The sequence below is a fragment of the Nocardioides dubius genome, from assembly GCF_039528155.1.
GTDB classification, from domain to species: Bacteria; Actinomycetota; Actinomycetes; order Propionibacteriales; family Nocardioidaceae; genus Nocardioides; species Nocardioides dubius.
The window spans coordinates 20599-31776 of the sequence record NZ_BAAALG010000004.1 but is presented as its reverse complement, the minus strand read 5'-3'; the positions used below and the strand labels follow the sequence as shown (position 1 = coordinate 31776).

The 11178-nt window shown below is 72.3% G+C and carries 12 protein-coding genes, 2 pseudogenes and 1 riboswitch; of the genes and pseudogenes, 13 read left to right on the top strand and 1 reads right to left on the bottom strand.

The window, feature by feature from the left end; genetic code table 11:
• The 13 genes and pseudogenes from ABD151_RS06345 to ABD151_RS06285 form a co-directional block, all read left to right on the top strand.
• A pseudogene (locus ABD151_RS06345) lies at positions 1–952 on the top strand (primosome assembly protein PriA); the annotation flags it as partial.
• A gap of 55 nt (positions 953–1007) precedes the next feature.
• Positions 1008–1553 (top strand): peptide deformylase, encoded by a 546-nt coding sequence (gene def, locus ABD151_RS06340; RefSeq protein WP_343992457.1) that lies wholly within the window; start codon positions 1008–1010, stop codon positions 1551–1553.
• Complete coding sequence (gene fmt, locus ABD151_RS06335) at positions 1553–2485, top strand: methionyl-tRNA formyltransferase (protein ID WP_343992455.1); 933 nt, start codon at positions 1553–1555, stop codon at positions 2483–2485. The genes def and fmt overlap by 1 nt, the downstream gene beginning before the upstream one ends.
• 2 nt (positions 2486–2487) lie before the next feature.
• Complete coding sequence (locus ABD151_RS06330) at positions 2488–3888, top strand: RsmB/NOP family class I SAM-dependent RNA methyltransferase (protein ID WP_343992453.1); 1401 nt, start codon at positions 2488–2490, stop codon at positions 3886–3888.
• Between the two features lie 38 nt (positions 3889–3926).
• A complete protein-coding gene (ligD, locus tag ABD151_RS06325; protein WP_343992451.1) occupies positions 3927–4892 on the top strand; it encodes a non-homologous end-joining DNA ligase in 966 nt (321 codons plus the stop codon).
• A gap of 20 nt (positions 4893–4912) precedes the next feature.
• The gene (gene rpe, locus ABD151_RS06320) at positions 4913–5572 is read left to right on the top strand and encodes a ribulose-phosphate 3-epimerase (protein ID WP_415629887.1); all 660 of its coding nucleotides are present in this window, start codon (positions 4913–4915) and stop codon (positions 5570–5572) included.
• A 128-nt stretch (positions 5573–5700) separates the two neighbouring features.
• Positions 5701–5831, top strand: a riboswitch (FMN riboswitch).
• A 107-nt stretch (positions 5832–5938) separates the two neighbouring features.
• A complete protein-coding gene (gene ribD, locus ABD151_RS06315) occupies positions 5939–6955 on the top strand; it encodes a bifunctional diaminohydroxyphosphoribosylaminopyrimidine deaminase/5-amino-6-(5-phosphoribosylamino)uracil reductase RibD (RefSeq protein WP_415629886.1) in 1017 nt (338 codons plus the stop codon).
• 1 nt (position 6956) lies between these two features.
• A complete protein-coding gene (locus ABD151_RS06310; RefSeq protein ID WP_343992445.1) occupies positions 6957–7571 on the top strand; it encodes a riboflavin synthase in 615 nt (204 codons plus the stop codon).
• Positions 7568–8839 carry a bifunctional 3,4-dihydroxy-2-butanone-4-phosphate synthase/GTP cyclohydrolase II gene (locus ABD151_RS06305; protein ID WP_343992443.1) on the top strand — a complete coding sequence of 424 codons (1272 nt, stop codon included), beginning with the start codon at positions 7568–7570 and terminating at the stop codon, positions 8837–8839. Before ABD151_RS06310 ends, ABD151_RS06305 begins: the two co-directional genes overlap by 4 nt.
• The gene (gene ribH / locus ABD151_RS06300) at positions 8836–9321 is read left to right on the top strand and encodes a 6,7-dimethyl-8-ribityllumazine synthase (RefSeq protein ID WP_343992441.1); all 486 of its coding nucleotides are present in this window, start codon (positions 8836–8838) and stop codon (positions 9319–9321) included. Before ABD151_RS06305 ends, ribH begins: the two co-directional genes overlap by 4 nt.
• A gap of 70 nt (positions 9322–9391) precedes the next feature.
• The gene (locus tag ABD151_RS06295) at positions 9392–9655 is read left to right on the top strand and encodes a phosphoribosyl-ATP diphosphatase (RefSeq protein WP_343992439.1); all 264 of its coding nucleotides are present in this window, start codon (positions 9392–9394) and stop codon (positions 9653–9655) included.
• A gap of 13 nt (positions 9656–9668) precedes the next feature.
• Positions 9669–10529 (top strand): ATP phosphoribosyltransferase, encoded by an 861-nt coding sequence (hisG, locus tag ABD151_RS06290; RefSeq protein ID WP_343992437.1) that lies wholly within the window; start codon positions 9669–9671, stop codon positions 10527–10529.
• On the top strand, positions 10513–10968 hold the full coding sequence (locus tag ABD151_RS06285; protein ID WP_343992435.1) for a PH domain-containing protein: 456 nt from the start codon (positions 10513–10515) through the stop codon (positions 10966–10968). Before hisG ends, ABD151_RS06285 begins: the two co-directional genes overlap by 17 nt.
• Here the strand turns inward: ABD151_RS06285 and ABD151_RS06280 are convergent.
• A pseudogene (locus ABD151_RS06280) lies at positions 10961–11178 on the bottom strand (hypothetical protein); the annotation flags it as partial. The gene ABD151_RS06285 and the pseudogene ABD151_RS06280 overlap by 8 nt on opposite strands.

Genomic DNA, 11178 nt, shown 5'->3' with positions numbered 1-11178 from the left:
CGGCGTCGCCGGTGCCACCGACAAGTCCCGGGAGCGCGACCCGTTCGCGGCCAGCGCCCGGATCCCCTCCGAGGCGTTCGCCCTGATCCGGTCCGCGGTGGAGCGCGGCCCGGTGCTGGTGCAGACGCCGCGCACCGGCTATGCCGCCAGCCTCGCCTGCGAGAGGTGCCGGACGCCGGCCCGCTGCGGTCACTGCCAGGGCCCGCTGCGACTCGGTGCCGCCCAGGAGCCGCCGGTCTGTGCGTGGTGCGGCCGCCAGCATCCCGATTGGGCCTGCTCGGCCTGCGGTCACCGGGGCCTGCGGACGCCGGTGGTCGGCGATGCGCGCACCGCCGAGGAGTTGGGCCGTGCCTTCCCCGGGGTGCGGGTCCGCAGCTCGTCGGGTGATCGGATCCTCGACGCGGTGCGGGACGAGCCGTCGATCGTGGTGGCGACCCCCGGCGCCGAGCCGGTGGCGGAGCGCGGCTACGCGGCGGTGCTCCTGCTCGACACCTGGCTGGCCATCGGCCGCCCGGATCTCCGTGCTCCCGAGGAGGCACTGCGGCGCTTCCTCAACGCCGCCGGTCTGGTCGGCGCGGGCGGGCGCGTGCTGGCCATGGGCGACGCCGCCGAGCCGGTGCTCCAGGCCCTGGTGCGCTGGGATCCTGCCGGCTTCGCCGCCCGCGAGCTCGCCGAGCGCCAGTCGGCCCACCTGACCCCGGCCAGCCGGATGGCGACCCTGACCGGATCCGTCGGCGCGCTCTCGGATGCGATGGTCCTGCTGGACCTGCCCGAGCACGCCGACGTGCTCGGCCCGGTCCCCGTGCCGGGCAGCGAGGACGAGCGGGTGGTGCTCCGGGTGCCCCGCTCCGACGGTGGGTCGCTGAGCCGTGCGTTGGGGGAGATGCAGCGCCTGCGGTCGGCCCGCAAGCTCGACCCGGTCCGGGTCCAGGTCGATCCGGTGCAGCTGTAGGGGGCCTCCTCGGGCGCCGACTAGACTCACCGCTGGCCCCGAGATGAGGAGAACAGTGGCAATTCAGCCGATCCGTCTGTTCGGTGACCCGATCCTGCGCACCCGCGCACTCGAGGTCACCACGTTCGACAAGGAACTGCGCAAGCTGGTGACCGACCTCACCGACACCATGCTCGAGGCCCCCGGAGCGGGGTTGGCGGCGCCGCAGATCGGCGTCGGGCTGCGCGTCTTCACCTGGAACGTCGACGGCGAGGTGGGCCACCTGATCAATCCCTCGCTCGACCTCTCCGCGGAGGAGCAGGACGGCCCGGAGGGCTGCCTGTCGCTGCCCGAGCTCACCTACGACTGCAAGCGTGCGCTCTCGGTCGTGGCGACCGGCTTCAACATGCACGGAGAACCGGTGCGGATCGAGGGCTCGCAGCTCCTCGCCCGCGCCATCCAGCACGAGACGGACCACCTCGACGGGGTCCTGTTCATCGACCGCCTCGACAGCGAGGCACGGAAGGCAGCAATGCGCGAGATCCGCCAGTCCGACTGGTTCGCCACCGATCAGCCGGTGATCAAGACCTCGCCGCACGCCACCCGGGGGTTCGGATTCTGATGCGCGTCGTCTTCGCCGGCACCCCCGAGGTCGCCCTTCCCGCCCTGCAGGCGATCGCCGACTCCGGCCACGAGCTGGTCGGCGTCGTCACCCGTCCCGACGCGCCCGCCGGACGCGGGCGCAAGCTGGTCGCCTCGCCCGTGGCCCAGGCCGCCGAGGCGCTCGGCGTCCCGGTGCTCAAGCCCGAGCACCCGCGCGACCCCGACTTCCAGGCCGCCCTGCGCGAGCTGGCACCGGACTGCTGCCCGGTGGTCGCCTACGGCGCACTGCTCCCGCAGTCGGCGCTCGACATCCCCGAGCACGGCTGGGTCAACCTGCATTTCTCCCTGCTCCCCGCCTGGCGGGGAGCCGCGCCGGTCCAGCACTCGATCTGGGCCGGTGACGAGTTCACCGGTGCCACCACCTTCCGGATCGTCAAGGAGCTCGACGCCGGCCCGACCTTCGGCGTGATGACCGAGCGGATCAAGGCCACCGACACCGCCGGCGACCTGCTCGGCCGGCTCGCCGACGGCGGCGCGCAGCTGCTGGTCGCGACGCTCGACGGGATCGCCGACGGCTCCCTCGTCGCCCGCGACCAGCCGAGCGACGGCATCTCCTTCGCCCCCAAGATCCTGGTTGACGACGCCCGGATCGACTGGACCGGTCCGGCCGTGGCCGTGGACCGCCAGATCCGAGCCTGCTCCCCGTTCCCCGGCGCCTGGTCCACCCTGGATGGCGAGCGGATCAAGATCGGCCCGCTCACCGTGGACGCCGACGAGGAGGCCCTGGCCCCCGGCGAGCTGCGGATCTCCAAGAAGGCCGTGCACGTCGGCACCGGCACGGTCACGGTCCGGTTGGGTGAGGTCAAGGCGTTCGGCAAGAAGCAGATGAACGCCGCCGACTGGGCCCGCGGCGCGCAGCTCCCGGCCGGCGCCCGGCTCGGCGACGACTGACGATGCCCGCTCGTCCCCAGCGCACCAGCAAGGCACCGGCCAGGCGCCGCCGCGTCGACCTGCCGCGCCAGGCCGCCCTCGAGGTGCTGGTCGCGGTCCGTGCCGACGAGGCGTACACCAACCTGGTCCTGCCGGCGACGCTCGCGCGGCACGGGCTCAGCGGTCGCGACGCCGGGTTCGTGACCGAGCTGGCCAGCGGCACCATCCGGCGCCAGGGCACCTACGACGCGATCATCGCCGCCTGCAGCGAGAGGCCGCTGGCCAAGGTGCAGGCCAAGGTGCTCGACGTGCTGCGGCTCGGCACCCATCAGCTGCTCGCCATGCGGGTGCCGGACCACGCGGCGATCAGCGCCACCGTGGACCTGGCCCGCGACCGGGTCGGCGCGGGTGCCGCCGGCTTCGTGAACGCCGTGCTGCGCAAGGTCGCCGCCCACGACCTCGACACCTGGATCGGCCAGGTCAGCACGGAGGCCACCTTCGCCTCGGTGGCGCACTCCCACCCGGCCTGGGTGGTGGAGCGTCTGGCCCAGGCGCTGGGCCCGGCCCGCGACGAGCTCGACGACCTGCTCGCGGCCGACAACCTCTCACCGCGGGTCACCCTGGTGGCGCGCCCCGGCCTCGCCGAGCGTGACGAGCTGATCGCAGCCGGCGCGGAGCCGCTGCCCTACTCGCCGTACGCCGCGGCGCTGCCGGGCGGCAACCCGGGCGAGGTCGTCGCGGTGGCCGAGGGGCGTGCCGGCGTCCAGGACGAGGGCTCCCAGCTGGTGGCCCTGGGGCTCGCCCAGGCCGTGTTGGGCGGCCCCGACCTGAACTGGCTCGACCTGTGCGCCGGTCCCGGCGGCAAGGCCGCCCTGCTCGCCGCTCTGGCCGGCGGCCGCGGGGCGCGGGTGCTCGCCGTGGAGCGGCAGCCACATCGGGCCGGCCTGGTCGCGAAGGCGACCGCAGCCTCGCGCACCGGGTTGCGCGGGGTGGTCTGCGCCGACGGCACCCGGCCGGCCTGGCCGGCGGACAGCTTCGACCGGGTGCTGGTCGACGCGCCCTGCTCCGGGCTCGGCGCCCTGCGTCGTCGTCCGGAGGCGCGGTGGCGCCGTCAGCCGAGCGACCTCGACGCACTGGTGCCGTTGCAGCACGCCCTGCTCGACTCCGCGCTGGCGTCGGTCCGCCCCGGTGGCCTGGTGCTCTACGCGACCTGCTCCCCGGTGCTGGCCGAGACGGCGGACGTCGTCAACGGGGCCTTGGAGCGACACCCCGGCGCCGTGCTTGAGGACCTGAGCGGCACCGGCGCCCTGGCCGGCATCCCCGATGCCGCCGGCCCCCTGCCCGGAACGATCCAGCTGTGGCCGCACCGGCACGGCACCGACGCGATGTTCCTGGCGCTGCTTCGCCGCACCGAGCCCGCGTGAGTCGCTCGTGTCCCGTGTCGAGCCACTAGGCTCGGCGCATGGCGAGCCCCGCGGTGGAGATAGAGGTCGACGACCGGGTGATCCGGGTGAGCAACCCGGACCGGGTCTACTTCCCGGAGCTCGGCTTCACCAAGCACGACCTGGTCGACTACTACCTCGCGGTCGGTCCCGGGATCGTGAACGCCCTGTGGGAGCGGCCGTGCATGCTGCATCGGTTCCCCAAGGGGCTGGCCGGCGACAAGGTGCACCAGAAGCGGCTGCCCGCCGGCGCTCCGCCCTGGGTGGAGACCGTCCAGCTGCACTTCCCCCGCTGGAACCGCACCGCCGACGAGCTGTGCGTCACCGAGCTCGGCGCGGTGATCTGGGCGGTGCAGATGTCGACGGTCGAGTTCCACCCGTGGAACAGCCGGCGCGGCGCCGTGGAGCAGCCCGACGAGTGGCGGATCGACCTGGACCCGGGCCCGGCCTGCGACTGGCGCACGGTCCAGGAGGTCGCGGCGGTGAGCCGCGAGGTGCTCGACGAGCTGGGGGCCGTGGGCTTCCCGAAGACGAGCGGTGGCTCGGGGCTGCACGTCTACGTGCGGATCGCGCCCGACCACGGTCATCAGGAGGTGCGGCGCGCCGCGCTCGCCTTCGCACGCGAGGTGGAGCGCCGGGTGCCCGAGCTGGTCACCACCGCCTGGTGGCGCAAGGACCGCGACCCGGCGCAGCTGTTCATCGACTACAACCAGAACGCCCGCGACCACACCATCGCCTCGGCCTATTCGGTGCGCGGCGTGCCCAACGGCCGGGTCTCGGCGCCGGTCACCTGGGCCGAGGTCGCCGAGGTCGTGCCGGACGACTTCACCGTGCTGACCATGCCGCAGCGGTTCGCCGAGATCGGTGACCTGCACGCGACCATCGACGACCACGTCTTCGACATCGCCCCGCTGCGGGAGTGGGCCGACCGGGACGAGGCCGACGGCGCCGAGACGCCGACGGAGTCCACGGCCGCCAGCGACTAGGCTGTACGTCCGTGGGCCACATCCAGATCACTCCCAGCATCCTCAACGCCGACCTGGCGAACCTGGCGGGGGAGGTGGCCCGGATCGGCAGTGCCGACTGGGTGCACGTCGACGTCATGGACAACCACTTCGTGCCGAACCTGACGCTGGGGCTGCCGGTCGTCGAGTCGCTGGCGAAGAGCACGGCGTTGCCGATGGACGCGCACCTGATGATCGCGGACCCGGACCGGTGGGCGCCCGCCTACGCGGAGGCGGGCTGCGGCTCGGTGACCTTCCATGTCGAGGCCGCCGCGGCGCCGGTCCGCCTGGCTCGGGAGATCCGCGCTCAGGGTGCCCGCGCCAGCATGGCGCTCAAGCCGGCCACCCCGATCGAGCCCTACGAGGACCTGCTCGCCGAGTTGGACATGCTGCTGATCATGACCGTCGAGCCGGGCTTCGGCGGCCAGAAGTTCCTGGACCTGTGCCTGCCCAAGATCCGCCGGGCCCGCGCGCTGATGGACAAGCATGGCGTCGAGACCTGGCTCCAGGTGGACGGCGGCGTCTCCCTGGAGACCATCGAGCGGTGCGCCGAGGCGGGGGCCGACGTCTTCGTGGCCGGCTCCGCGGTCTACTCCGCTGCCGACCCCGACCGGATGGTCGCCGAGCTCAAGGCCAAGGCCGAGGCGGCCAGCGCCCGCTAGATGCGGAAGGTGAGCCGCCCGGGACGCAGTTCGCCGGGCTGGCCAGGGGGTCCGTGCCCAGCGAGTGAGACACCTCACGATCGGTGCCGAACGGCGCTGTGGCAGGATTGCTCTCGACGAGTGAAAACTCGCGTGCTCTGGGGTCGGTGAAATTCCGAGCCGGCGGTTAAAGTCCGCGACCCGATCGCAGCCAGCGAGCGGTTGACCAGGTGGAACTCCTGGACCGACGGTTAAAGTCCGGATGGGAAGCAGCACGCAGTGGCCTCGCACCGACGTGCGAGCCCACGGCCCTGGCCCAACATCCCGGAGTCCGCGACCTGGACCCGAGGAACCGCCGTGACTGTCAGCCCCGCCGAGCGCGATGCGATGCGCCGTGCCCTGGCGTTGGCGAGCACCCCGGGCGTCCCGCTCGGCCCCAATCCTCGCGTCGGTTGCGTGATCCTCTCGGCCGACGGCGCGACGCTGGCCGAGGGCTTCCACCGCGGTGCCGGCACCGCGCACGCCGAGGCCGCCGCGTTGAACGCCGCGCGAGAGCAGGGCATCGACGTCCGCGGAGCCACTGCGGTGGTCACCCTCGAGCCGTGCAACCACACCGGGCGCACCGGCCCCTGTGCCCAGGCGCTGATCGGCGCTGGTGTCGCCCGGGTGGTCTTTGCCCAGCGCGACCCCAATGCCGAGGCGGCCGGAGGCGCCGCGACCCTGCGCGCCGCAGGCGTCGAGGTGGAGGCCGGCCTGCTCGCCGACGAGGCGCTCGAGGTCAACCGGGTATGGAGCTTCGCGCTGACCCACCAGCGTCCCTTCGTGACCTGGAAGCTCGCGACGACCCTCGACGGTCGCAGCGCCGCGGCCGACGGCACCAGCCGCTGGATCTCGTCGCGCTCCGCTCGCCTGGACTCGCACCGGTTGCGCGCACTCTGCGACACCATGCTGGTCGGCACCAACACCGTCGCCGTCGACGACCCCCGCCTGACGGTGCGCGACGAGCACGACCGTCCGCTGCCGGTCCAGCCGCTGCGGGCGGTGATGGGCGAGCGCGACCTCGACCCCGCCAGCCTGATCTTCGACGACGCCGCGCCGAGCCTGCAGCTGCGCACCCGCGACCCGCAGGCGGCGCTCGCCGAGCTGCACCGCCGCGAGCGGCGTCACGTCTTCCTGGAGGGCGGGCCCACGCTGGCCGCGGCCTTCCTGCGCGCCGGCCTGGTCGACGAGATCGTCGTCTACCTCGCCCCGATGTTGTTGGGAGCCGGGCGCAACGTCGTCGGCGACCTGGGAATCGGCACCATCGCCGACGCCGTTCACCTCGAGGTCAGCGACGTCACCGTGCTGCCCCCCGAAGCCGGTGAGGACGCCAACGTGCGGCTCACCCTGACCAGGAAGGTCTGAGATGTTCACCGGAATCGTCGAAGAGCTCGGCACCGTCGCCGCGATCGCCCCGCAGGGCGACGCGATGCGGTTGTCGATCCGCACCGAGCGGCTGCTCGAGGACGTCCACCTCGGCGACTCGATCGCGGTCAACGGCTGTTGCCTGACCGTTGCGGAGTTCGCCGGCGACGTGTGGACGGCCGACGTCATGCAGGAGACGCTCGACAAGACGTCGCTGGCCGGCGTCGCGCCCGGCGACCGGGTCAACCTGGAGCGCGCGATGCGCGCCGACAAGCGGCTCGGCGGGCACATCGTCCAGGGGCACGTGGACGGCGTCGGCACCATCGTGCGTCGTTCGCCGAGCGAGCACTGGGAGGTCGTCGAGGTGGCGATCCCGCCGCACCTGGCGCGGTACCTGGTCGACAAGGGCTCGATCACCATCGACGGCACGTCGTTGACCGTCGTCGAGGCCGGCCCCGAGTCGTTCACCGTCAGCCTCATCCCGGAGACCCTGGCCCGCACCACGCTCGGCTTCCGCAAGCCCGGTGAGCGGGTCAACCTCGAGGTCGACGTGATCGCGAAGTACGTGGAGAAAATGGTGGCCCCGCATCGGGCCGTTCAGGAGGAGCAGAAGTGAGCACCGTCGAACAGCACGGGGGAGTGCGGCTTGACTCGGTCGAGCGCGCCATCGCCGACATCGCTGCGGGCAAGGCCGTCGTCGTCGTCGACGACGAGGGACGCGAGAACGAGGGCGACATCATCTTCGCCGCCGCCAAGGCGACGCCGGAGCTGATGGCCTTCACCATCCGGCACTCCAGCGGCGTGATCTGCGTGCCGATGCCGGCACCGATGCTGGACCGCCTCGAGATCCCGCTGATGACGCCGCACAACCGCGACAAGCTGCGGACCGCCTACACGATCTCGGTGGACGCCCGCGACGGCGTCAGCACCGGCATCTCGGCAGCCGACCGGGCGCACACCGCCCGGGTGCTGGCGGACTCCGCTACCGAGCCGTGGGAGCTGACCCGGCCGGGTCACGTCTTCCCGCTGCGCTACCGCGAGGGCGGCGTGCTGGTGCGCCGCGGTCACACCGAGGCCGCGGTCGACCTCGCCCGTCTCGCCGGGCTCACGCCGGCCGGCGTGCTGGTCGAGATCGTCAACGACGACGGCACCATGAAGCGTGCCCCCGAGCTGCGCGAGTTCGCCGACGAGCATGACCTGGCGATGATCTCGATCGAGGACCTGGTCCGCTACCGACGCCGTACCGAGGTGCTGATCGAGCGGGTCGCCGAGACCGCGCTGCCCACCAAGTTCGGCGACTTCACCGCCTACGGCTACAAGATCACCACCGACGACGGCGAGCACATCGCGCTGGTCCACGGTGACATCTCCGGCGACGAGCCTGTGCTGGTGCGGGTGCACTCGGAGTGCCTGACCGGTGACGTCTTCGGCAGCCACCGCTGCGACTGCGGCCCGCAGCTGGAGGAGGCGATGGAGCGGATCGTCGAGGCCGGTCGCGGCGTCGTCGTCTACCTGCGCGGCCACGAGGGGCGCGGCATCGGCCTGGTCGCCAAGCTGCAGGCCTACCAGCTCCAGGACGGCGGGCGCGACACCGTGGACGCCAACCTGGACCTCGGCCTGCCGGCCGACGCGCGGCACTACGGCGCAGCCACCCAGATCCTGCGCGACCTGGAGGTCAGCGCGGTGCGGCTGCTCACCAACAACCCGGACAAGGTCGCCAGCATCGAGGACTACGGTGTCACGGTGGCCGAGCGGGTCCCGCTCACGCCGCACCCCAACGACCACAACCTCGCCTACCTGATGACCAAGCGCGACCGGATGGGCCACCACCTGCCCGACCTGGGCGCCCGCGACGTCGCAACCACCGAAGGAGCAGACCAGTGAGTGGAGCCGGAGCCCCCGAGGACAAGCCGATCGACTGCCACGACCTGCGGGTCGCGGTGATCGCCGCCAGCTGGCACACCCAGGTGATGGACGGCCTGCTGGCCGGCGCCGAGCGGTGCCTGAAGGCGTACAAGGTCGAGGCCCCGGTGATCGTCCGGGTGCCGGGTGCCTTCGAGCTGCCGGTGGTCGCCGCCAACCTGGCCCCCACCTACGACGCGGTGATCGCGCTCGGCGTGGTGATCCGGGGCGGCACGCCGCACTTCGACTACGTCTGCAACGCCGCCACCGACGGCCTCAACCGGGTTGCGATCGACTCGCTGACGCCGATCGGCTTCGGCCTGCTCACCTGCGACGACGAGAAGCAGGCGCTCGACCGGGCCGGACTGCCGGACTCGATCGAGGACAAGGGCTGGGAGGCGACCAGCGCCGCCCTGGTCACCGCGATGACGCTGCGCAAGATGCGTCGCGGCTTCGTGGAGTGAGCGCCCTGTCCGAAGTGCGAAGTGAGACCGGTTCCGGTCCCGACGCGCTGACGCCGTAGGCTAATCCACCGTGAAGACGTTCGAAGAGCTGTGGGCCGAACTCAACGAGAAGGCGCGTACCCGGCCGGAGGGCTCGGGCACCGTTGCGCAGCTCGACGCGGGGGTCCATGCGATCGGCAAGAAGCTGGTCGAGGAGGCCGCGGAGTCCTGGATGGCCGCCGAGCACGAGGGCAAGGACGCAGCCGCTGAGGAGATCAGCCAGCTGCTCTACCACGCCCAGGTGCTGATGCTGGCCACCGGTCTGACCCTCGACGACGTCTACGCACACCTGTGAAGGAACCCCGTTCATGAGCACCGACAAGCTGTTGCGGATCGCCGTCCCGAACAAGGGCGCGCTCTCGGTGGCGGCCTCTGAGATCCTGCGCGAGGCGGGCTACCGCCAGCGCAGCGACTCCAAGGAGCTGGCGCTGACCGACACCGAGAACGGTGTCGAGTTCTTCTACCTGCGTCCGCGTGACATCGCGCTGTACGTGGGGGAGGGAACCCTCGACGTCGGCATCACCGGTCGCGACCTGCTGCGTGACTCCGGGGCCCAGGCCGACGAGGTCACGTCGCTCGGCTTCGGCCGCTCCCGCTTCCACTTCGCCGGCCCGGCCGGGAAGTACTCCTCGCTGGAGGAGCTGGCCGGCCTGCGGATCGCCACCTCCTACACGGGAGTGGTCCGCCAGTTCCTCGACGCCCGCGGCATCGAGGCCACGGTGACCCGCCTCGACGGCGCGGTCGAGACCAGCATCCAGCTGGGTGTGGCCGACGTGATCGCGGACGTCGTGGAGACCGGCAGCACGCTGCGCGCGGCGGGCCTGGCCACCTTCGGCGAGGTGATCCTGGAGTCGGAGGCGGTGCTGATCAACCGCGCCGGCGCCGACAAGCCTGCCGGCTACGAGACCTTCATGCGGCGCCTGGAAGGCGTCCTGGTGGCGCGCTCCTACGTGATGATGGACTACGACATCAAGAGCGAGCACGTCTCCGCGGCAGTGCTGCTCACGCCGGGCATCGAGAGCCCGACCGTCTCGCAGCTGCACCGCGAGGGCTGGGTCGCGGTCCGGGCGATGGTCCCGCGCGCCGGGGCGCAGCGCCTGATGGACGAGCTCTACGACCTGGGTGCCCGCGGCATCCTGCTCACCGACATCCATGCCTGCCGGCTCTGACGCCCCGCGTCCTGGCAGCGTTCCGCTGCCGCACACCTGGCGACCGCTGGGTGTGCGGATGGTCGGCATCGCCGGGGGTGTCTTCCTGCTCGCGTGCTTCGTGGCGCTGTGGCTGCTCCTGCCGGCCTCGGTGCGCGCCGACTTCGACCTGTTCCAGCGGCTGACCGCGATCACCGTCGGCCTGCTGATCGCTGCGGCCTGGTACTCGATCGTGCGGTGCAAGGTGACCGCCAGCGACGAGGGCCTGGTCGTCGTCAACGGCTACAAGGTCTACGAGTACGAATGGGCGCAGATCGTCTCGATCAAGCTGCTGCGCGGCGCGCCGTGGGCGGTGCTCGATCTCTCCGACGGCACCACCAGGCCGGTGATCGCCCTGCAGGCCACCGACGGCGACCGCGCGATCGCCGCCGTCCGCGAGATCCGCAGCCACCTCAGCTGAGGTCGGCGCCGTCGAGCGTCACCACCACGTCGGCCCGCGGCTGCGGATAGCCCGCGAGCAGTTCCTGCTCCTGTGCTGCCCAGTCGTCCCACCGTGCGGCGAAGGTCGCGCCGTCACGGGCCAGTGCGCGCTCCTTGCGGGCGTCGGCGGGCAGGTCCAGCCAGAGCGTCAGGCTCGCCCATCCGGCCAGCGGCGGCGCCGCAGCGGCGA

Bases quoted from the DNA above. Each gene is read 5' to 3' on its own strand.
- ABD151_RS06285 (WP_343992435.1), top strand. From the start codon at position 10,513: ATGCCTGCCGGCTCTGACGCCCCGCGTCCTGGCAGCGTTCCGCTGCCG.
- ribD (WP_415629886.1), top strand. From the start codon at position 5,939: ATGCGCCGTGCCCTGGCGTTGGCGAGCACCCCGGGCGTCCCGCTCGGC.
- hisG (WP_343992437.1), top strand. From the start codon at position 9,669: ATGAGCACCGACAAGCTGTTGCGGATCGCCGTCCCGAACAAGGGCGCG.
- ligD (WP_343992451.1), top strand. From the start codon at position 3,927: ATGGCGAGCCCCGCGGTGGAGATAGAGGTCGACGACCGGGTGATCCGG.
- ABD151_RS06310 (WP_343992445.1), top strand. From the start codon at position 6,957: ATGTTCACCGGAATCGTCGAAGAGCTCGGCACCGTCGCCGCGATCGCC.
- fmt (WP_343992455.1), top strand. From the start codon at position 1,553: ATGCGCGTCGTCTTCGCCGGCACCCCCGAGGTCGCCCTTCCCGCCCTG.
- ABD151_RS06330 (WP_343992453.1), top strand. From the start codon at position 2,488: ATGCCCGCTCGTCCCCAGCGCACCAGCAAGGCACCGGCCAGGCGCCGC.